The following is a 20966-nucleotide window of genomic DNA, read 5'->3' on the forward strand; positions in this document are numbered from 1 at the left end:
CCTTCAGAGGGTGGTGCGGCCGGGCCGCGTCGTCGGCCCGAGCCGCCCGCCGGACGCGCCCCGCCCCTTGCTCTGCCGGCCGGTGGCGGACTCGGCGCCCGCGGACTTCGCGGGGGTGGATTTGGCGGTCGCGGCCTTGGCGGCGGAGGTGGCTTTGGCGGTCGCGGACTTGGGGGTCGCGGACTTGGGGGTCCTGGACGTCGCGGTCGCGGACTTCGCTGCGAGGGACTTGGCGGTCGTCGACTTCGCGGCCGCAGCCTTCGCGGTCACGGCCTTGGCGGTCGTCGACCTCCCCGGGGTCGTCTCGGGGGCAGCCGCCTTGCCCGCCGCGGCCTTGGTCGTCGTGGCCCGGGCGGTCGCCGCCTTGGCCGTCGCGGTCCTGGCCGTGCTCGGTGAGGCCTTGCCCCCGGACGTCCTGCCCGCGGAGGTCCTGCCTGCGGTCCTGCCTGCGGATGCGGAGGCCCTGCTCGCGGGCGCCTTGCTCGCGGGCGCCTTGCTCGTGGGGGCCCTGCCCGCCGGGGTCGCGCTGGGGGCGGTCTTACGGGCCGTGGTCCTGCGCGCCGTGGTCCCGCCCGTGGCGTTCTCGCTCGCGGGGGTCTCGCCCGCCGTGGTGCCGCGCGCGGCGGCCCGGGTCCCGGTGGCGGCGGCGCCCGCCGCCTTGGCCGCGGGTGTTCTGGCGGCGGACGTCTTCACGGCGGTGGCCTTCGCGGCGGACGCCTTGGTCGTCGTCTTCGCCAGGGAGGACCTGGCGGCCGGTGTGGTCAGGGTCTCCCGCCCGGGGCCCGTACTCCGGGGCGCACGCGGGCGTGCGGTGTCACCGGAAGGCGCGGAGGCGCTCCGTGCGCCGTCCGTGCGCTGCCCGGGGGACGAGGGCTGCTGCTCGGGGTGTTCGGACCGGGGGCGGGTGAGCCAGGCCACCGCGGCGCCGGTGAGCGCCACCGGCCACTCGACCAGCCCGGCGACGCCGAGCACCCCGGCACCCGTGTAGACCGCGAGCCGGCGCCCCCGCGGTGACACGGCGCCGATCCTCTCCAGCGTGCCCTGCGCGGCCCTGCCCACGGTCCCGGCGCCGGGCACCCTGCGCAGCACCGACGCGGCGCCGTGCAGGGGCATCGTGAGGACCGACGACATCTGCTCAGCCATGACTCTCCTCGCCTGGGGTGAGATCCCGCGTCCGTGCCCACCGGGTGCCCGCGGCCGTCCTGGTCATCCCGCCTTGTTCATTACTCAGGGAACGTCAGGGTTCCCTCGCGCGCCACCGGGCCCGGTCGCCCCGGCGCCGGTGGACCGCTTCGTGGAAGTGCTCCCGGAAACTCCCCAGGAGCTTCCGTCTCCGCGCGGGGCGTCGGCCGGAAAGCGTCCGCTCTCCACGCCCGCCCGCACCCGGCGTGCCGTTCGGCAGGCCCCCTACCGGACGGCCCCGCCCAGGACCTCCTCCGTCAGCCGCCTCTGCCGGTCCGTGTAGACGGCGCGCAGCTGCGGTCCCGGCCAGTCGGCGGGCAGCAGGGCCGGGGGCAGGACAGGGTCGTCGAGCAAGTGCCGTACGACGGCCGCGAGGGCGGTGAACCGGTCGGCCGGCCGTTCGGTGCGCGCCACGTGCGCGAGCAGGGCCCGGGCCGTGGCCGCCCAGGCGTCGAGCGGCCAGAGGTCCGCGGCCAGCGCGCGGGCTCCTTCGTCCCACCGGGAGTCTCCGTCCCACTGGGAGCTTTCGTCCCACTGGGAACTTTCGTCGCGCCCGGAGCCTTCACCCCGTCCGGACTCTTCGTCCGGCCGGGAGCCTTCGCCCCAGCGGGCGCCCTCGTCCCCCCTGGTGCCTTCGTCCCGCCCGGAGTCTCGGCTCCGCCGGGGGCCCTCGGCCGGCCGCACGTCCTCGTCCCGCCGATTCTCGTCCCGCCCCTCCTCGTCCCGCCGACGGCCCTCGGCCGGCCGCGCCGCGAAGTACCGGACGACACCGTCGAGGCCGGCGGGCCAGGTCCGGCGCAGGTTGGCGGGTCGCAGCCAGACGCCCTCGCGGAGTTCGGCGAGCCGGAGAGCGGCCAGCCGGGCGCGCAGTTCGGCGCGCTCGGCCGGTCCGCGTCCGGTCGCCGTCACGACGGCCATCTCCCACGCGCCGTCCCAGCGCCGGGTCCGCGGGTGCACCGCCTCGTCCTGGCGCCGCTGGCGCTCCAGCAGCCGGTCGCTGAGGCCGTGCACGCCGTCCACGCGCCACAGATCACCGGCGGCCACCATCCTGCTCAGCGCCGCCCGCAGGGTCGACCCGCCGACGCCGAGGGGCTCGACGGCCCGCAGGAGCTCCTTCACCGGCAGCTCGGGCGGGTGCGTACCCAGCAGCAGGCTCAGCACGACGGACCGTGCCGGCAAAGGGCGCAGGTCGAGCGCTGCGGGCTCCTGGGAGGCGTTCATGGTCACGTACTGTACGGATCCGTCCTTGTTGCAGTATTGCTGCGACCGTAGCACTGGTGCAACATTGCCGTATGGCCTCGAGACCCGCACACACGCCCGCTTCGCCCCCTGCGCCGGCGCCCGCATCCGCCCCGGTACCGGCGTCCGGCTCCGCCCCGGCACACTCACCCGCACCCACCGCCGCCTCCGCGCCGGGCGTGGGAGAAGCCCGGCTGGACGGCGCACGTCCCCACACCGGGCCGGTCGTCTCGCCCCGCCCCTGCGCCACCCACGAGGTGACCAACCAGGCTCCGCCCCTGACCCCGTACGACGCGTCCGACGACGCGGCGCTGCTGGAGGGGCTGCGCCGGGAGGGAGCCGGATGGGCCGAGGACGGCGTGCGGCGGCTCGGGGTGCGGGCCGGGAGCGCACAGGTGCAGGAGTGGGCCGATCTCGCCAACCGCCATGAGCCGGAACTGCGGACCCACGACCGCTACGGCAACCGGATCGACGAGGTCGACTTCCATCCCGCCTGGCACCACCTGATGGGGACCGCCGTCGCCGAGGGCCTGGCCGGCGCCCCCTGGGCCGACGACCGGCCGGGCGCCCACGTGGCCCGTACGGCGGGCGGCCTGGTGTGGGGCCACACCGACGCGGGGCACGGCTGTCCCACGTCGATGACGTACGCGGCCGTACCCGCCCTGCGCGCCCAGCCGGACCTGGCCGCCCTCTACGAACCGCTGCTGACCAGCCGGGTCTACGAGCCGGGACTGCGGGCACCGGCCGGCAAGCCGGGGCTGCTGGCGGGGATGGGCATGACCGAGAAGCAGGGCGGCTCGGACGTACGGACCAACACGACGACGGCCGCGCCGGCCAAGGAACCCGGCGTGTACACGCTGCGCGGCCACAAGTGGTTCACCTCGGCGCCCATGTGCGACGTCTTCCTGGTCCTGGCCCAGGCGCCGGGCGGGCTGTCCTGCTTCCTCGTGCCGCGTGTCCTGCCCGACGGCAGCCGCAACACGTTCCGCGTCCAGCGGCTCAAGGACAAACTGGGCAACCGGTCCAATGCCTCGTGCGAACCGGAGTTCGACGGGACGGTGGCCTGGCTGGTCGGCCCCGAGGGGCGGGGCGTCAAGACGATCATCGAGATGGTCAACTGCACGCGGCTGGACTGCGTGACGATGTCGGCGGCCCTCATGCGCAAGACCCTCGTGGAGGCCGGTCACCACGCGCGGCACCGCAGGGCCTTCGGCGCGCTGCTCGCCGACCAGCCGCTCATGCGCAACGTACTGGCCGACCTGGCGCTCGAGTCCGAGGCCGCGACGACGCTCACCCTGCGGCTGGCCGGTGCTGCCGACCGGGCGGTGCGGGAGGGCGCGCGGGCGCCGCGGGAGGCCGCGTTCCGGCGGGTGGCCACCGCCGTCGGAAAGTACTGGGTCACCAAGCGGGGGCCCGCCTTCACCGCGGAGGCCCTGGAGTGCCTGGGCGGCAACGGGTACGTCGAGGAGTCCGGTATGCCCCGGCACTACCGCGAGGCCCCGCTGCTGTCGATCTGGGAGGGCTCCGGGAACGTCAACGCCCTGGACGTGCTGCGGGCGCTGGAACGTGAGCCGGGCGCCGCCGAGGCGCTGTTCGCCGAACTCGCCCTCGCGCACGGCGCCGACCCCCGGCTGGACGCGGCCGTGGCCCGTCTGCGGCGGGGGCTGGGCGAAGCCTCCCCGGTCGGCGCGCGCCGCCTGGTCGAGCTGATGGCGCTGGCGCTCCAGGCGTCCCTCCTGGTCCGGTACGCCCCGCCCGCCGTCGCCGACGCGTTCTGCGCCACCCGGCTGGGCGGGGACTGGGGGCACTCCTTCGGCACGCTCCCTGCCTCCGCGGACCTCGACGCGATCCTGGAGCGGGCGCTGCCGGGACCCGGGTGAGCCTCTCCCCGGACCGGCCGACGCTCCGGGCGAGACGGCGGGCGGCCCGGCCGTGGATCCGCTGAGCCGGCGCGGGGACGGGTCGTGGACCCCTGACGAGCCTCTGCCGGACCGGCCCGGACCGGCCGACGCTCCGGGCGGGCCACGGCCTGGGCCGGGCAGTGGGCCGTGCGGCGGGTCTTGCCCCGTTGCGGCACGGCCCGCCCATCGGCCCGCCCGTGCTCCGTGCTCCTCCGGCGGGCCTTCGCCGCCCGGCCGCTGTCTCTCCGACGAGCCGCTGTGACCTGCGGTGACGCCATCCCGGGGGTGACTGTCAGTGGTGGGGTGCAGACTGGCCGGTGTCTGGGACGAAGGCGTCCTGGACCCGTTGTCGCGGAGGTGATCGGCATGACCGAGGTACTGCTCGCCGTGGGCACCCGCAAGGGTCTGTTCATCGGGCGGCGACGCGGTGGCGCCTGGGAGTTCGACGACAGTCCCCAGTTCAATGCCCAGGCCGTGTATTCGGTGGCCATCGACACCAGGGGCACCGTCCCACGGCTGCTGGCCGGCGGCGACAGCGCGCACTGGGGGCCGTCCGTGTTCCACTCCGACGACCTGGGCCGCACCTGGACCGAACCTGCCCGGCCGGCGGTGAAGTTCCCCAAGGACACCGGCGCGTCGCTGGAGCGGGTCTGGCAGTTGCACCCCGCCGCCGCCGAACCCGACGTGGTGTACGCCGGCACGGAACCGGCCGCGCTCTACCGGTCCGAGGACCGCGGCGAGAGCTTCGAGCTGGTCCGTCCGCTGTGGGAGCACCCCACCCGTTCCAAGTGGGTGCCGGGCGGCGGCGGGGAGGGCCTGCACACCGTGGTCACGGACCGCCGCGACCCGAAGGCCGTCACGGTCGCCGTGTCCACCGCCGGGGTGTTCCGCACGGCCGACGGCGGCGCGAGCTGGGCGCCGTCCAACTCCGGGGTGTCCGCCGTGTTCCTGCCCGACCCGGACCCGGAGTTCGGCCAGTGCGTCCACAAGGTGGCCCAGGACCCCGCCGACCCCGACCGGCTCTACCTGCAGAACCACTGGGGCGTGTACCGCAGCGACGACAGGGGCGCGCACTGGACGGACATCGGCGAGGGCCTGCCTTCGACCTTCGGCTTCGCGGTCGCCGCCCACCCGCACCGCGGCGACACGGCGTACGTCTTCCCGATCAACGCCGACGCGGACCGGGTCCCGGCCGGCCGCCGCTGCCGGGTGTACCGCACGGCCGACGCCGGGCGGAGCTGGGAGCCGCTCTCGGCCGGCCTGCCGCAGGAGGACCACTACGGCACCGTGCTGCGCGACGCCCTGTGCACCGACACGGCGGACCCGGCGGGCGTGTACTTCGGCAACCGCAACGGCGAGGTGTACGCCTCGGCCGACGACGGCGACAGCTGGCAGCAACTGGCTTCGCACCTGCCCGACGTGCTGTGTGTCCGCGCGGCGGTGATCGACTGACGCGGGAGCGGGGGGTGGCCCGCGCTCCGGCTCCGGCTCCGGCTCCGGCTCCGGCTCCGGCTCCGGCTCCGGCGACCGTGCCCCGTACCAAGGCGAAGGCCACTGGCGCGGGCACGGGCACGGGTGATCCGCCCACCGGCCCCGGTCCCGGACCAGGCGCCCGTGGACGCGGCGGCGGCCTGGGCGAGCGGAAGGAGGAGGGTGCGGCCCCCGGCGTCGGCGCGGGGCGCGGGGACGCTGGCTACCCTGCGGTCATGCGCTTGCGGGTGACGCCACGTCAACGGTTGTACCTCGACTCGCTCATCGCGGCTGCGATGCTGGGCGTCACGCTGGGCTTCGCCGCCGGTTACCGGCCACTGGGCTGGCCCGCCTTCGACGCCCGCGCGGTCGTCCTGACCTGCCTGATCCACCTGCCCCTCGCGGTGCGCCGGGTGGTTCCGTGGCCGGTGCTGTGCGCCACGTGCGCCGGCCTCGCCCTGTACACCGCGTTCGGCTACCAGCCGTCCGTCAACGTGTGGTCGCCGATGCTGGCGTTCTTCACGATCGCCGCCGCGCGACCTCCCCGGGAGACCGCGCGGGCCGCCGTGCCGGTCACGGCCGCGTGGCTGTACAACGCGCTGGCGTCCCACGCGATGTCGGTCCTGGTGGCCCTGGGACAGACCCTCATGGTCCTGCTCCTCGCCTGGGGCTTCGGCACGAACCTGCGCCGTCTGGAGAAGCAGAACACCGAACTGGACCGGCTGACCGCACGCCTGCGCGCGGAGGAGGGGGCACGCGCCCGGCACGCGGTCACGGAGGAACGCCTGCGGATCGCCCGCGAACTGCACGACGTGGTCGCCCACCATCTGTCGGTCGTCTCGGTCCAGAGCGGTCTGGCCCGGTACGTCTTCGACAGCGACGCCGCGAAGGCCCGGGCCGCCCTGCACACCATCGAGGACACCGCACGCGAGACCCTGGAGGAGATGCGCGGCCTGCTCCAGGTGCTGCGCGTGAGCCCGGACGGCACCGACGCCGTGTCCGGGCCGTCCACCGGGCCCGACGCCGGTCTCGCCCGGCTGGACGAACTCGCCGCCCGGATGACCGCCGCGGGGCTCGTCGTCGAGACCGCCGTCACGGGCACGCCCCGGCCGCTGCCGCCGGGTGCGGACCTGTGCGCCTACCGCATCGTCCAGGAAGCCCTGACCAACACGCTGAAACACGCCGGTGCGCGTGCCCGTGTCCGGATCGCGCTGGCGTACGACACCGACACGCTGGCCGTCACGGTGTCCGACGACGGCGGCCCCCGGACGGACGGCGCCCGCCAGGCCACCCGGGCTGCGCAGGTGACACACACGCCGACGACGCAGGCGCCGTCGGCGACGCCGGTCGCATCCCGGACCGTCGGCGGGAGCGGCAGCCGAGCCGGGACCGAAGCCGGAGCCGGGACGGACTCCGGAAACCGTGCCGGAGCCGACGCCGGGAGCGTGGCCGCCGCCGTCCCCGGACCGCGAAAGGGCCTGGGCGGGCGGCCGGGGAGACCCGGCCGGCGCGCCGCGCAGGCCGGCCGGACCGAGGAGGGTACCGGCCCGGCCCCGGCGGGAACGGGGCACGGGCTGATCGGCATGTACGAACGCGTGAGGCTCTACGGCGGCAGTTTCCGCGCCGGACGCGGGCCGGCGGCCGGTTTCGAGGTGGCGTTCACCCTGCCCGTCCCCGACCGCACCGCCCGCGACGACCATCCGGCCGCCGCACCGCCCGCGAGCCCGGCAGCCGAACCCCGTGCGGGGGAACCCCAGGGATGACACGTGTGCTCGTCGTCGGTGGGGCCTTTGTCCCCTCGGCCCGCACACCCCCCGGGACCGACCGGGCCGACGGGGCGAACGACACCTCGCCGGACCGGCAGGGAAGCGGACGGGCCGACGGGCGGGGCGGCGGGCGGGCGTCGGCTCAGGGAAGCTGCCAGTCGACCGGCTGCGCGCCCTGCCGCAGGAGCAGGTCGTTGGCCCGGCTGAAGGGGCGCGAACCGAAGAAGCCACGGTCCGCCGACATGGGCGAGGGGTGGGCGGACTCGATCGCCGGGAGATCGCCGAGCAGCGGACGCAGATTGCGTGCGTCGCGCCCCCAGAGGATCGACACCAGCGGCTTGCCGCGGGCCGCCAGCGCCCGGATGGCCTGCTCCGTGACCTCTTCCCAGCCCTTGCCCCGGTGCGCCGCGGGTTTGCGCGGCGCCGTCGTCAGCGCCCTGTTCAGCAGCAGCACGCCCTGCCGGGTCCACGGCGTCAGATCGCCGTTGGACGGCCTGGGCAGACCGAGGTCGGAATGGAGTTCCCGGAAGATGTTCTCCAGGCTGCCCGGCAGGGACCGCACCTCGGGCGAGACCGCGAAGCTCAGCCCGATGGCCATACCGGGGGTGGGGTAGGGGTCCTGGCCGACGATGAGGACGCGCACGTCGTCGAACGGCTGCTGGAACGCCCGCAGCACATTGGCCCCGGACGGAAGGTAGGTCCGGCCGGCCGCTATCTCGGCTCTGAGGAAGTTCCCCATCGCGGCGATGCGTTCGGCCACGGGTTCGAGGGCCTTCGCCCAGCCCGCCTCGACGAGTTCATGCAACGGTCGTGGTGCCACGGCCCGTCACTCTACTGGCACGGGCCAGGACGCCGCACGGGCGGGAGGCTCCGCACGGACGGGCGCGTGACGCCACCCTTCCCCGCCGTCGAGACCTTCCCGGTCTTCGGACCTCCGGAAACCCGAGGAGACGGCATGTCCGTGCGCCCGCCCGCAGTGGCGCTCCGCCCGGTCCGGGCTGCCCGGAGCCGGCCGTGAAGGGAGGCGCGGGAAGCGGTGCGGCCGGTTTCCTCGCCGTGGGCCCCGGAGGTCCGGGTCTGCGGGCCGTCGTCGGGGTGCCCGACCGGGGACCGTCGGCGCAGCGGGAGTCCGAGGAACCCGTGCGCACCGCACCCGGGGGAACGGCCCCGTACACCTGATGGAACAACTCGTGCCCGTCCCACGGGCGCCGGCCCCCGGCGCGGAGCCTGGACGGTTGGAGACGGCCGTCGTGGGGGCGGCCGGGTTCGCCTCCTCGGGGGTGCCGCGCCGCGCGCCGCTCCCCGGATGTGTCCCCTCACGCCCCTTGAAGCCGGGTTCGCACCACACCGATCATTTCCGATCGGTGTGTACCTCATACGACAAAACCGGACGGAAACCGCTCACCCGCCCCCTCCCCGAACAGGGGAACCCCGAAAGCCAGTAACATGCGGCGCCATGAGCTCCCCCACTGGGCCCGCGTCCGGCCTGCCTGTACGAATGCCGCGCCCCCGCCAGCCCGGACGGCACCGCCGACCCGAACCGCTGGCGGCTCCCGAGGGCGCGCCCGCGCTCGTCCTCGCGGTGCCGGGCACGCCCGGTGCCGCAGCGCGCTCCCTCGCCGAGGAGGTCGTGAGCATCGCCCGCTCCGAGCTTCCCGGTCTCAATGCCCAGATCGGGTACCTGGACGGGGACGGGGCGGAGTTCCCGACCCTGCAGTCGGTGCTCGCGCGCGCGGCCGACGAGCGCACGGCCCGCTACGAGCAAGCGCTGGCCGCCGGTGCGGACGTCAAGGAGCCCGAGGGTCCGGTCGCGGTCGTCGTACCGCTGCTCGCCGGTCCGGACAACGCGCTGCTGCGCCGGCTGCGCCAGGCCGTCATGGACAGCCGGGTCGCCGCCGAGCTGACCGATGTGCTCGGCCCGCACCCGTTGCTCGCGGAGGCGCTGCACGTGCGTCTGTCGGAGGCGGGGCTCGCGCGCGCCGACCGGGCCCGGCTGTTCACCGTGGCGACGGCCGCGGACGGCATCATCCTCGCGTCGGTCGGTGGCGAGGAGGCCGTGCAGGCCGCGGGGATCACCGGCATGCTGCTCGCCGCCCGCCTCGCGGTGCCGGTGATGGCCGCCGCCCTCGACCAGGAGGGTTCCGTCGCGGGCGTCGCCGAGCAGCTGCGTTCGTCCGGTTCGCAGCAGCTGGCCCTGGCGCCGTACCTGATCGGTCCGGAGATCGACGCCGAGCTGGTCGAGGCGGCCGTCAAGGAGGCGGACTGCTCCGCCGCCGAAGCGCTCGGCGCCTATCCGGCGATCGGCAAGCTCGCCCTGGCCAAGTACACGACCGCCCTGGGCATCGCCCCGCAGCAGCCGCAGGGCACGCCGGTGCGATGACGCCGCACCGGCGCCCGTAGCATTCGGGCGGCCGCGGCCACCGCGGTGGCACGGACGCCCGCGGGACCATCTCGAAGGGTCCGCTCCGCACAGGCCGGGGCGGGCCCTTCGCCGTGCCGTCACCGGCGGCACGGGGCGGAGCCGGCCGGGGCTCAGCCGAAGACGACGCAGGACGCGGCGGCCACCTTGACCGAGCCGGCGCGTGCCGGGAGCCCCGTCTCCGGATGCACGGCGAACCAGGTGACGTCACCGGAGCGTTCGTTGGCGACGTAGAGGAATCCGTCGGACAGGGTGAGCGCCCTGGGCCAGTGGCCGCCGCACGGTACGGTCGCCCGCAGTTCCAGCCGGTCCCCGCCCGCCTCGACGGCGAAGACCGAGAGCACGTCCTCGCCGCGCGTCGCGGTCCACACGAAGCGGCCGTCCGGTGCGACGGCGATGCCCGACGGGTAGGCGTCGCCCGCCGGGGCGTCCGGCAGGACCCGGGTCTCGGCCAGCGGCCGCAGCGAGCCGGTCTCCGCCTCCCAGCGGCAGGCGGTGACGGTGGGCGTGAGTTCGTTGAGGACGTAGGCGTGCCGGGCGCCGGGATGGAAGGCGAGGTGGCGGGGGCCGGAGCCGGGGCGGAGGGCGATCTCGCGGTGCAGGCCGAGCCTGCCGTCCGTCAGCGTGCACACCCGCACGGAGTCGGTGCCGAGGTCGACGCTGACGGCCCAGCGGCCGCTCGGGTCGGGCTGCACCTGGTGCGCGTGCGGGGCGCGCTGTCTGCGTTCGTGCGGGCCGGAACCGGTGTGCCGCAGCACGTCGGACGCGCCCTGTCCGAGACGGCCGTCCGCGCGGACGGGGACGGCGCTGACGCTGCCCGAGCCGTAGTTGGCGGTGAGGACGTGTCCGTCGGCCAGACTGAGGTGGGTGGGGCCGCTGCCGCCGACCCGGACCGGCGGACCGGTGAGTTCGACCGTCTCGCCCTTCACCCGGTACGCGGCCAGTGCGCCCTCGGCGGTCTCGCTGACCGCGTACAGCGTGCCGGCGTCAGCCGACAGGGCGAGGTACGACGGGTCCAGCACGCCGTCCACGCTGCTCAGCACGGTCAGCGCGCCGTCCTCCGCCACGGCCGCGGTGACCACACCGGGTCCTCCCGCCGCCGTGAACGACCCGATGAAGGCCCGCCGCCGCCTGCCGTCCTCGTCCGCCACCTCTGATCCCCTCTCCGTCGACCCGTTGCGGGTGACGGTAGCAGTCGATCAAGAGCGGTCTAGACCAAGGCGCAGGAGTGTCCCGCCGGGACCGCCGGGACCGCCGCGTCAGGCACCGACCAGGGGCGAGCCCGACGGCGCCCGCAGTGGTGCGGCCAGTTCCGCGAGCGCCCGTTCCAGACCGTGCAGGTGGGCGAGCGCGGGCGGCTCCGCGGCGGCCCCGGGCGTGCCGGCGGCGGCGAGGGGTCCGCCACCGCCGTCGGTGAGCGCCTGGACCGCGGCCTCCACCCGCCAGCAGGCGGCGGCCAGGCGCGCGTCGTGGGACGCCTCGGGGTCGGCGGCGACCGCGACCAGGCCGCGGACCTCGCGGGCGCAGTCGTCGAGCAGCACGAGCACCCGGCGGGCGCGCCGCTTGCGGCCCCGCATCGGGTTCAGCGGATGGACCAGCGGCGCCACGGAGAGCCGGACCCGGCCGAGCAGGTGCTCCAGTTCGGCCACGCGGTGCGCCGGGTCGGCGTCCGCCGCGCCCGCGAGCCGGGCGGCGGCCTCGGCGGTGCAGGCGTGGACGCAGCGCAGGGCGCGCTGGATCCAGGCGCCGGTGACGGCATGGGTGCTGACCGGCAGCACGAACAGCACGGCGAGCCAGGCACCGAGCGCCCCGACGGCCGTCTCCCCCAGCCGCAGGGCGAGCAGACCGGGGGTGAGGACGCCGAGGAGCCCGTAGAGCGAGACGGCGAGCAGGGTGACCCAGAGCATCATCCAGGTGTAGGACACGGCGGCCGTGTAGAAGATCCCGAAGACGGCCACGGCGACCAGCACGGCGGTGGGCAGGGGTGTCCCGTGCAGCGGGGCGACGAACAGGGCGCCGAGGACGAGGCCGAGCACCGTGCCGAGGACCCGGCGGAAACCGCGGACCAGGGTCTCCCCGCGGGAGGCGGTGTTGACGAACACCCACCAGGTCGCGCCGACCGCCCAGTACCAGCGCTGTCCGGACACCAGCTGGCCCACGACGAGCGCGAAGCCGGCCCCCGCGGTCGCCTGGACGGCCTGCCGGGTGGTCACCCGGGCCAGTCCGCTGCCGCCCGGCGGTGGCGGCACGGCGGCCGGGGACTGGCTGCGCTCGTAGCACCACAGCCCGAAGCGGACCGCCGCCGCGCTGAGCACGGACAGGACCACCGCGGCCGACAGCTCGGGCAGCCGGCCGGTCGTGGCGTGCAGGAACTGGGCCACGAAGAAGGTCATGAACGCGAAGACGCCCAGGCTGTGGCCGCGCGGCCCCCAGCGGCGCGCGTACACGCCGGCGCCGACCAGGGCGAGGAAGGTGAGGTCACGGGCCACCGGGAGGTCGTGCAGGCAGGCCGCGGCGGCCAGGACGGGGATGCCGGCCACGGGCAGCAGCGCCGTGGTGACCGCCTGGCCGCGCACCGTGGGGTCGGAGACCGTGAACAGGGTGAGCAGCGCGGCGAGCCCGCCGGTGACGGCGCCGGGCAGGGAGTGGCCGGCCAGGCCGCACACGGCGGTGGCCAGACCGATCCCGAGCACGGCGCGGGACGCGAACCGCAGCCGCGCCCGCCCGGGGTCCGGAGCCGCGAACACCCTCTTCAGCACTGATGACCGCCCCCTCGGCAGACTTCGGACACGACACGAAAAAGGCGCCGCGGTGATCCGCAGCGCCATCGACACGTCCATCACAGCACCTTCGAGGCCCCTGGCTCAAGTCATCGCAGGATCACTGGTCCATTGGCCCACTCCGCTGCGCGAAGACCGGCCCGTCAGCGGGCCAATGGACGAGATCACCTGGCCCACCCGCATCGCACCCGACTGAGCCATTGGTACAGTCGGGTGGCATCGACCCGCCGCTGGGAGGCCGGAGCCGTCATGGCCGTGGACGAACTCGACACCCGCATCCTGCGGCTGCTCCTCGAACAGCCGCGCACCAGTGTGCGGGAGTACGCCCGCCTCCTCGGCATCGCGCGCGGCACGCTCCAGGCACGGCTGGACCGGCTGGAGCGGGACGGGGTGATCACCGGCACGGGACCTTCCCTCTCCCCCGCCGCCCTCGGCCATCCGGTGCTGGCGTTCGTGCACATCGAGGTGACCCAGGGCCACCTGGACGATGTGGGGGACGCGCTGGCCGGGGTGCCCGAGATCGTCGAGGCGTTCTCCATCACCGGCGGCGGCGATCTCCTCACCCGGGTCGTGGCGCGGGACAACGCCCACCTGGAGGACGTGATCCAGAAGCTGATCAGCCTGCCCGGAGTGGTCCGCACCCGCACCGAGGTGGCCCTGCGCGAACGCGTCCCGCACCGGCTGCTGCCCCTCGTGGAGTCGATCGGCCGCACGAGCGGGAAGTGATCCCGCCGCGCGGACCGGCGGCCCGTGCGGCAGCCGGTGGCCCCTGCGGGCGGCCGGTGCGGGCGACGGGCCGTCCGCGGGCCGGCGCCACCGTCCGTGCCGACGATCGACTACGAGCCGACGGCCCGGCTACGAGCTGCGGCGGGGCCTGCCCCGCCGGGCGCCCTTGGCCGAGCCCTGGGAGCCCGCTCCCCTGGCCCCGCGTGGCGCTCCACGGGAGCCTCCCTTGGGCGCGGCACCTTTTCCGGCGCCCGCCGCCGTCCTGCCCGAGCCCTTGCTCCCGGCCTTGCCCGTCCTGCCCGCCTCGGGTTTCCGGCCGCCGGTCACGGCGGGGGCCTGGGCGGCGGCCCGGCCCCGGGTGCTGTTGACGGTCCGGCCGCGCACGATGCCGATGAAGTCGTCGACCAGGTCGGTGGTCGCGTCCTCGGGCCACACCAGTCCGACACCCGACTGCGGGGCGTCCACGACGGGCCGGTAGGTCAGGTCCCTGCGGTGGTGGAGCCGGGCCAGCGACTGGGGGACGACCAGCAGGCCCACGCCCGCCGCCACCAGCTCGACCGCGTCCTCCGTGGTGGCCGGGCGTTCGAAGGCGGGCTCCCCCGGCGGCCGCTCCCAGCCGAGGACGTCGTCCAGGGGGTGGAAGACGACCTCGTCGGCCAGGTCGGCGACGGACACCTCGTCCGCCGCCGTCACCAGGTGGTCCTTGGGGACGACGACCACCGTGGTCTCGGTGTAGAGGGGGATCGCGCTGAAGAACGTACGGTCCACGGGCAGCCGTACGACGCCCGCGTCCGCGGCGCCCTCACGCAGCGCCGCCGGTGCGTCGGCGGCCGGGAGCTGCACGAGGTCGAGGGGGACGTCGGGCAGGCGCTCGTTCCAGATCCGCACCCACTTCGCGGGCGTCACCCCGGGGACGTACGCCAGCCGGAACGTGGGGGATGCTTCCGAGCCTGTCACCCGGCCAGGTTACCCGCCCCCGGCCGGTCCGTCGGCGTGTGGTCGGAACCCCCTGCGCCGGTCGATAGTCTGGACACCATGAAGTCGCACCAGACCACCCAGACGATGAAGCCCGCCACGGCGGCGAAGAAGCTGGGTGTGTACCTGCCCGCCACGCCCGCCGAGTTCCAGGAGGGCGTCGTCTCGCGTGCCGAGCTGGACCAGCTCCAGGCCGATCCGCCCGAGTGGCTGCGGGAGCTGCGACGCGACGGCCCGCACCCCCGCCCGGTGGTCGCGGCCAAGCTCGGGGTCTCCATCGCGGGTCTGGCGCGCGGCGGGGTCACCGAGGCGCTCACCACCGAGCAGATCGAGGCCCTCAAGCAGGAGCGGCCCGAGTGGCTGGAGAAGGAGCGCGCCACCCAGGCGGAGGTCCGCAAGGAGGCGGCCCGCCTGAAGAAGCGGGACGCCGAGCGCGCCGAGGAGGGCCACGGCCCGCAGAGCTGACGGGAGCCCGGCGGGAGAGGGTCCGCCGACCGGACGGCCCCGACGCCCGCCGGCTCCCCCCGCCGGCCTGATCGCCACGTCGACTTGATCCCCCTGATGGCCTGACCCCCTGCGGGGCAGGTCCCCACGCCCGCTCGGTCCCACGGCGGCCGGACCCCGTGCCGGGCCGGTCCCCACGCCGGCAGGCCCCGTCCCGGACGGGGCCCGTCGCCGTACAGGGCCCATAGGGCTCCCTACCTGAAAAGGCCTGACGCCGGAAGAGTTCTGACGGCGGAAAACGGCCGGTTGCCTCGGTAGGGCACACAAACGGTCGGTCCCACGCTTCCGCGCGCTCCCGTGCGCCCCCGTTGCTCGGCGCAGGGAAGGCCGGTCACGCGTTGGACTGGGCAGGACATGGTGCGAACGCCAAGCCCTGAAAGACCGCCCGAGTTGTGTGTGCCGACTGAGGCAGGTGGTATTCGATGAGCGGTGCGTCAACCGGTGCCCTGTCCACGGCGGACCGGTCCGACCGGTCCTGGACCGTGGGTACTGCGCCAGGCATATTCCCTTTCTTCAGCCACGGTATCGCCTTGTTCCGCCGTCCACTGGCGTTCGTGAACTCTCTGCCGGAACACGGCGACATTGTCCGGATCCGGCTGGGCCCGCTGCCCGCCTGGGTGGTGTGCCATCCGCAGCTGGTCCACCGGATGCTCGTGGACACGCGTACGTTCGACAAGGGCGGCCCCCAGTACGACCGGCTGCGGACGCTGATGGGCGACGGCCTGGTCACCAGCCGCCAGGACACGCACCGCCGGCAGCGCCGCCTGCTGCAACCGCGCTTCCACGCCACCCGCGTCGCCGCGTACACCGAGCTGATGGCATCCGAGACCTCGGCGCTGTGCGACGCGTGGCGGCCCGGGCAGCCGATCGACGTCAGCGCCGCGATGATGACGCTGACCACCCGGGTCACCAGCCGGGTCCTGCTCTCCGACAGCCTGGACGAGGCGGCGGCCGCCGAGCTGAGGAGCTGTCTGTCCACGGTGGTGCGCGGGCTGTTCGTCCGCACGGTGGTGCCGCTGGACGCGCCCTTCCGCATACCCTTGCCGGCCAACCGCCGCTACCGGCACGCCCTCGCACGCCTGCACTCCCTGGTCGACGCGGCCGTCGCGCGGCGCCGCGCGGACGCTCCGCGGGACGACCTGCTCGGCACCCTGCTGGCCGCCGAGCGCGGTGACGACGGGCCGCCGATCACCGGACGGGAGGTCCACGACCACCTCATCACCCTCCTGCTCACCGGAGTGGAGACCACCGCCCTGTGCCTGACGTCCCTCTTCAGCCTGCTGGCCAGGCACCCGCAGGCGGAGCGCCGGGTGCACGCGGAGGTCGACGCGGTGCTCGGCGGGCGCGCGCCCACGACCGCCGATCTGCCGCGTCTGGTGCACACCGGCAACGCCGTCACCGAGACGCTGCGGCACTCCCCACCCGGCTGGCTCTTCACCCGCGTCACCACCGAGGAGACCGAACTCGGCGGCTGCCGGCTGCCCCGCGGGGCCACCGTCCTCTACAGCCCCTACCTGCTCCACCACGATCCCGCGTCGTTCCCCGACCCGGAACGGTTCCTGCCGGACCGCTGGCTGCCGGGCGCCGCGGCCGCCGTGCCGCAGGGCGCGATGCTCCCGTTCGCCGCCGGCAACCGCAAGTGCATCGGGGACGCGTTCGCCGTGGCGGAGGCCACCGTGGCGCTCGCGACCGTCGCCGGGCGGGTGCGGCTGCGCCATCTGCCCGGGCCGCCGGCCCGGCCGCGCCCCGCGGTGACCCTGGGGCCGCGGTCGCTGGTGATGACCTGTGAACCGCGCACGGACCGTCCGCAGGACCTCTCCGAACCGAAGGGCAGGTGACAGTGGTGTCGACGACCCAGGAACGCGCGGTACCGCGCCAGGGAGTCCCGGCCGATGCGGCCACCGGCCGCGCGGCCGATCCGGCGGCCACGCTGAACGACCTGATCGACGCCCACCTGTACATGCCCTTCCCCTTCCGCAGCAACCGCCACGAGGCCGAGGCGGCGGCGGGCACGGACGCCTGGCTGGACAGCTGCGGGCTGACCGCCGAACCCGGGGTCGCGGAGATGATCGCCCGTACCCGTCCCGCCCAGCTCGCCTCCTGCATCACCCCGGACGCCAGCCTGGACATCCTGCTGCTCGTCGCCCGCCAGATCGCCTACCAGTTCGTCTTCGACGACCGGGCGGAAGAGGTGGGGCCGGGCGGGTCCGACCGGCTGCTGCCCATGCTGTGCGAGAGCGTCGCGATCCTCCGCGACGGCCGGCCGCCGACGACGGCCCTCGGCGCGGCCCTGGCCGACCTGCACCGCCAGGTCCGGCAGCGCTGCACCCCGAACCAGGCGGCGCGCTGGGCGTCGAACAGCCGGGAGTACGTGCACGGCCTGCTGTACGAGGCGGTCGCCCAGAACGGGAGCGCGCCGCCGCACATGGGGGTGTGCACGTCGATACGGTCGCTGACCGCGGGGGTGGAGCCGTTCTATCCGCTCTGCGAGGCGGCGGAGGCCGAGGAGTTGCGGCCGCAGGAACTCCATCACCCGCTGATGCGGCGGCTGACCAGGCTGTCCGTGGACGCCGCGGTGTGGATACCGGACCTGTACTCGGCGGTGAAGGAGCAGCGTGCGGGCGGCCTGATCAATCTGGCCCTCGGCTACCAGCGGGCGTACGACTGCTCCCTGGCGGAGGCGGTGCTGCCGGCCATCGCGCGGATCAACGGCACCATCCGCGAGTTCGAGCGGATCCGCGCGGAACTCCAGCCGGAACTGAGCGCCGCCGGCCGCGGCTACGTGGACGGGATGAGCGGCTGGATCCGCGGGTGCTACCACTGGTCGCGCACGGTACCGCGCTACGCCGACTCCGCACAGGCGCCCGCCCGTTAGGACCTGCCGTCCGCCCGGCCCCGTTCTCCGCCCGCCTGTCCGACCCGCGGCCTGCCCATTCGACCGGTGTTACCCACCCGGAGGGCGCGTCAATCCTCCGAGAGGGGTGATTCACCCTTCCTTGCCCCTTGCGTGCCCCGTTCGGCCGTCCGGGGGCCGCCCGGGCGTACGCTCTGGCTTCCCCGGGAGGACAGGGCCCAAGGACAGGAAGCGGTAGGGCACATGGCACATGAGCCGTGGCAGTCACACACCGAACACCGACCCCTGCTCGAACGCCAGCGGGAACTGCGCGTGCTCGACGCCGCGTTGGCCGACCTCGCCGCGTCCGCCGACGGTGCCCCGCGCCGTGGTGGGCTGCTCGCCTTCACGGGCGCGGCGGGGCTGGGCAAGACGACGCTCATGGCGCAGTTGCGCGCCCGGGCCGCCGCGCGGGGACTCACGGTGCTCTCGGGCCGGGGCGGGGAGACGGAGCAGGAACTCGCCTTCCACGTGGTGCGGCAGCTCGTGCAGCCCCCGCTGGCGGCGATGCCCGGACCGGAACGCCGCGCGTTCCTGGGGAGTTGGTACGACATCGTCGCCACCGCGCTCGGTCTGGAGGCGTCCGGCAGCGCACGCGTGCCCGACCCGGCCGGGGTGCGGGACGGCCTGGACTGGGTGATGACGCGCCTGGCCGTGGAGCAGGCGCCGGTCGTGCTGCTGCTCGACGACGCGCACTGGGCCGACGCCGAGTCCCTGAGCTGGCTCGCCTCCTTCGCGGCGCGCATCGAGAACCTTCCGCTGCTGATCGTCGTCGCCTACCGCCCCGGGGAACTGCCGCCCGAGGCCACCGCGTTCCGGTCGCTGCTCGAACACCACGAGAACCGTCCGCACGCCCTCATGCCGCTCTCCGCCGCGGGCGTCGCCCGGATCATCAGGGACCATCTGGGCGAGGGAGCCGAGGAGGAGTTCTGCGCGGAGTGCTGGACGGTCACCGAGGGGCGCCCGTTCGAAGCGGTGGAGCTGGCGATCCGGCTGGCCGAACGGGAGGTGCGGGGCACCGGGGACGAGCTGCCGGTCATGCGCGACCTGGCGTCGGCGATCAAGGGTCCGGGACTGCTGGACCGGCTGCGCCGGCTCGGCACGACGACCGTCCGTTTCGCCTCGGCCGCCGCCGTGCTGGGCACATCCTTCTCCCCGGAACTGGCCGCCACGATCGCCGTGGTCGGTGTGGAGCAGGCCGCACAGGAGACCGCGAAACTGCGGGCCGCCGGGATCCTGACCGACAGCCAGTCGCCCGGCGGCGGACTCGAGTTCGCGCATCCGCTGATCGCCACGGCGATCTACCAGGCCATCCAGCCGGGCTTTCGGGTCGGCCTGCACAACGCCGCCGCGATGGCCGTCCGCGCCGCGGGACTCGGGCCCGCGGCCGCCGCGCGGCATCTGCTGGAGGTTCCGTGCGAGGCCAGGCCCGAGGCGGTCGACTGCCTGCGGGAGGCCGGCCGCGAGTACCTGCGGGCGGGGGCTCCCGAAGCCGCCCGCCGGGTGCTGACCCGGGCGCTGCAGGAGCCGCCGCTGCCGGAGGACCGGGCCGCACTCCTGCACGAACTGGCGTGCGCGACCTTCCTCATCGAGCCCGCGGCCACCGTCACCCTTCTCCGGGAGGCGCTGGCGGAGCCGGACCTCGCTCCCGGCCTGCGGGCCTCCATCGTCTACCGGCTGACCCAGGCCCTCGCCCACACGGACCGCATGGCGGAGGCCGCCCGCGTGGCCGCCGAGGAGGCACAGCAGGCCACCGATCCGCGGACACGGCTGCGCATGCAGGCCGATCACTTCGTGTGGAGCGCCTTCCGCAGCGACGAACCCGACTCACCTGCCCGGTCCCGCAAGCTGGCGCGGCTGGCCGGACGGCTGACGGGACGCACCCTGGAGGAGCGCTACATCCTGGGGCTGCGCGCCTGGGACGCCATGGTGCGCGGGGAGCACCGGCGGACCGTCCTGGAACACGCCGAGAGGGCGCTGCGCGGAGGTCTGAGCTGGACCGACGAGCACCGTGGTTTCGAGGTCCCCGCCTCGGTCGCCCTGCTGTTCATGTACTGCGACCAGCCCCGGCGGGCCGAGGAACTGTTCGGCCGGGGCATCGCCGAGTGCACCGACAAGGGCTGGCGCGGCTCCCACCTTGCCCTGGGCCAGACCCTCCTCGGCTACATCCGCTACCACCGCGGCTGCCTGGCCGAGGCGGAGGACCTGGTCCTGGAGGGCCTGCGGACCGCCGACCGGGTGGAAGGCGCGGTTCCGGCCCAGTGGTTCGCGGTCGGTGTCCTGATCCAGACCCTGCTGGCCCGCGGCCGGGTCAAGGAGGCCCGGCAGGTCGCCGACGAGCACCACTTCGGCGAGACCGCGCCGAACGCGGTCATCTACCCCGACCCCCGCACGGTCTACGCCGAGCTGCTGCTGGCGGAGAACCGGGACGCCGAGGCGGTGCGGCTGCTGGCCGGAGTCGGTGACCGGCTGGACGCCCGGGCCTGGCGCAATCCGGCGTGGTGCCCCTGGCAGCTGGACCTGGCATCGGCGCTGGCGCCCACGGCTCCTGAGCGTGCCGTCGGCCTGGCGACGGAGGCCGTCGAGCGGGCGCGGGCCTTCGGCGCCGCGTCGGCCACCGGGCAGGCGCTGCGCACCCTGGCCGAGGTCACCGGCGGGCCGGCGGCGCTCGATCTGCACGCGGAGGCGGTGTGCCTGCTGGAGGGGTCCCCGGCAGGCTACGAGCTGGCCCGCGCGCTGGTCGGGCACGGCGCGGCGCTCGCCCGCAACGGCAGGCTCCCCGAGGCCGCCGACCGCCTGTACCGGGGGCTGGAGACCGCCGTGCACTGCGGGGCGGAGGCCCTGGCCGGCCGGGCCCGGGCGGAGCTGTCGGCCGCGGGGATGCGCCCGCTGCCCCTGCGGTACGGGCAGACCGACACGCTCACCGCCCAGGAGCGCAGGGCCGCCGAGCTGGCCGCCCAGGGGCACCCGGTCACGGTGGTCGCCAAGGAGCTGCACCTCACCGAGCGGGGAGTGCGCCAGCTCCTCTCCTCCGTGTACCGGAAGGTCGGCACCGACGCGGCCGGTCTCGCCGCCGCCCTGGAGACCTTTCCCCGGTCCTGTCCCTGAGCC

The 20966-nt window shown here is 75.1% G+C and carries 15 protein-coding genes; 9 read left to right on the plus strand and 6 right to left on the minus strand.

Going from position 1 to position 20966, the window contains the following annotated elements:
* Positions 1-3: 3 nt before the first annotated feature.
* Both IG64_RS43235 and IG64_RS42095 read right to left on the minus strand, forming a co-directional pair.
* Positions 4-1143: a hypothetical protein gene (locus IG64_RS43235; protein ID WP_420709909.1), complete on the minus strand. Its 1140-nt coding sequence runs from the start codon at positions 1141-1143 to the stop codon at positions 4-6.
* A gap of 264 nt (positions 1144-1407) precedes the next feature.
* Complete coding sequence (locus tag IG64_RS42095) at positions 1408-2403, minus strand: PaaX family transcriptional regulator C-terminal domain-containing protein (RefSeq protein WP_234438472.1); 996 nt, start codon at positions 2401-2403, stop codon at positions 1408-1410.
* Between the two features lie 212 nt (positions 2404-2615).
* Here IG64_RS42095 and IG64_RS11280 point away from each other — a divergent pair, with 212 nt between their 5' ends.
* The 3 genes from IG64_RS11280 to IG64_RS37550 all read left to right on the plus strand — a co-directional run bounded on the left by IG64_RS11280 (position 2616) and on the right by IG64_RS37550 (position 7555).
* Positions 2616-4301 carry an acyl-CoA dehydrogenase family protein gene (locus IG64_RS11280; RefSeq protein WP_051812687.1) on the plus strand — a complete coding sequence of 562 codons (1686 nt, stop codon included), beginning with the start codon at positions 2616-2618 and terminating at the stop codon, positions 4299-4301.
* Between the two features lie 387 nt (positions 4302-4688).
* Entirely contained in the window at positions 4689-5774 is a 1086-nt protein-coding gene (locus IG64_RS11285) for a WD40/YVTN/BNR-like repeat-containing protein (protein WP_037854673.1), read from the plus strand.
* Between the two features lie 254 nt (positions 5775-6028).
* Positions 6029-7555, plus strand: a complete 1527-nt coding sequence (locus tag IG64_RS37550; RefSeq protein WP_107474225.1) for a sensor histidine kinase — start codon at positions 6029-6031, stop codon at positions 7553-7555.
* Between the two features lie 145 nt (positions 7556-7700).
* Here the strand turns inward: IG64_RS37550 and IG64_RS11295 are convergent, their stop codons facing one another.
* Entirely contained in the window at positions 7701-8378 is a 678-nt protein-coding gene (locus IG64_RS11295) for a uracil-DNA glycosylase (protein WP_037854675.1), read from the minus strand.
* 636 nt (positions 8379-9014) lie between these two features.
* Between IG64_RS11295 and IG64_RS11300 the strand changes: the two genes are divergently transcribed.
* On the plus strand, positions 9015-9938 hold the full coding sequence (locus IG64_RS11300) for a sirohydrochlorin chelatase (RefSeq protein WP_107474226.1): 924 nt from the start codon (positions 9015-9017) through the stop codon (positions 9936-9938).
* A 152-nt stretch (positions 9939-10090) separates the two neighbouring features.
* On the opposite strand, the gene IG64_RS11305 is transcribed toward IG64_RS11300, so the two are convergent.
* Together IG64_RS11305 and IG64_RS11310 are read right to left on the minus strand one after the other, a co-directional pair.
* Positions 10091-11128, minus strand: a complete 1038-nt coding sequence (locus IG64_RS11305) for a lactonase family protein (RefSeq protein WP_037854679.1) — start codon at positions 11126-11128, stop codon at positions 10091-10093.
* 108 nt (positions 11129-11236) lie between these two features.
* The gene (locus tag IG64_RS11310; protein ID WP_037854681.1) at positions 11237-12736 is read right to left on the minus strand and encodes an FUSC family protein; all 1500 of its coding nucleotides are present in this window, start codon (positions 12734-12736) and stop codon (positions 11237-11239) included.
* A gap of 270 nt (positions 12737-13006) precedes the next feature.
* Here IG64_RS11310 and IG64_RS11315 point away from each other — a divergent pair, with 270 nt between their 5' ends.
* Positions 13007-13483, plus strand: coding sequence for an Lrp/AsnC family transcriptional regulator (locus IG64_RS11315; protein ID WP_037854684.1), 477 nt, complete (start codon positions 13007-13009; stop codon positions 13481-13483).
* Positions 13484-13612: 129 nt separating this feature from the next.
* Here IG64_RS11315 and IG64_RS11320 read toward each other — a convergent pair whose 3' ends face one another.
* Positions 13613-14440, minus strand: a complete 828-nt coding sequence (locus tag IG64_RS11320; RefSeq protein ID WP_037854687.1) for a LysR family transcriptional regulator substrate-binding protein — start codon at positions 14438-14440, stop codon at positions 13613-13615.
* A 78-nt stretch (positions 14441-14518) separates the two neighbouring features.
* Here IG64_RS11320 and IG64_RS11325 point away from each other — a divergent pair, with 78 nt between their 5' ends.
* The 4 genes from IG64_RS11325 to IG64_RS11340 all read left to right on the plus strand — a co-directional run bounded on the left by IG64_RS11325 (position 14519) and on the right by IG64_RS11340 (position 20963).
* Entirely contained in the window at positions 14519-14923 is a 405-nt protein-coding gene (locus IG64_RS11325; RefSeq protein ID WP_037854690.1) for a DUF5997 family protein, read from the plus strand.
* A 593-nt stretch (positions 14924-15516) separates the two neighbouring features.
* Entirely contained in the window at positions 15517-16800 is a 1284-nt protein-coding gene (locus tag IG64_RS11330; RefSeq protein ID WP_234438473.1) for a cytochrome P450, read from the plus strand.
* A 5-nt stretch (positions 16801-16805) separates the two neighbouring features.
* Complete coding sequence (locus tag IG64_RS11335) at positions 16806-17837, plus strand: (-)-alpha-amorphene synthase (RefSeq protein WP_234438474.1); 1032 nt, start codon at positions 16806-16808, stop codon at positions 17835-17837.
* A 222-nt stretch (positions 17838-18059) separates the two neighbouring features.
* Positions 18060-20963: a helix-turn-helix transcriptional regulator gene (locus IG64_RS11340; protein WP_037854694.1), complete on the plus strand. Its 2904-nt coding sequence runs from the start codon at positions 18060-18062 to the stop codon at positions 20961-20963.
* Positions 20964-20966: the final 3 nt, after the last annotated feature.

Source organism: Streptomyces sp. NRRL S-340 (assembly GCF_000720185.1).
Classification (GTDB): Bacteria; Actinomycetota; Actinomycetes; order Streptomycetales; family Streptomycetaceae; genus Streptomyces.

Excerpts from the sequence above, each read along its gene's own strand:
- IG64_RS43235 (WP_420709909.1), bottom strand. The coding sequence starts at position 1,143 with ATGGCTGAGCAGATGTCGTCGGTCCTCACGATGCCCCTGCACGGCGCC.
- IG64_RS11315 (WP_037854684.1), top strand. The coding sequence starts at position 13,007 with ATGGCCGTGGACGAACTCGACACCCGCATCCTGCGGCTGCTCCTCGAA.
- IG64_RS11285 (WP_037854673.1), top strand. The coding sequence starts at position 4,689 with ATGACCGAGGTACTGCTCGCCGTGGGCACCCGCAAGGGTCTGTTCATC.
- IG64_RS11300 (WP_107474226.1), top strand. The coding sequence starts at position 9,015 with ATGAGCTCCCCCACTGGGCCCGCGTCCGGCCTGCCTGTACGAATGCCG.
- IG64_RS11340 (WP_037854694.1), top strand. The coding sequence starts at position 18,060 with ATGGCACATGAGCCGTGGCAGTCACACACCGAACACCGACCCCTGCTC.
- IG64_RS37550 (WP_107474225.1), top strand. The coding sequence starts at position 6,029 with ATGCGCTTGCGGGTGACGCCACGTCAACGGTTGTACCTCGACTCGCTC.
- IG64_RS42095 (WP_234438472.1), bottom strand. The coding sequence starts at position 2,403 with ATGAACGCCTCCCAGGAGCCCGCAGCGCTCGACCTGCGCCCTTTGCCG.
- IG64_RS11325 (WP_037854690.1), top strand. The coding sequence starts at position 14,519 with ATGAAGTCGCACCAGACCACCCAGACGATGAAGCCCGCCACGGCGGCG.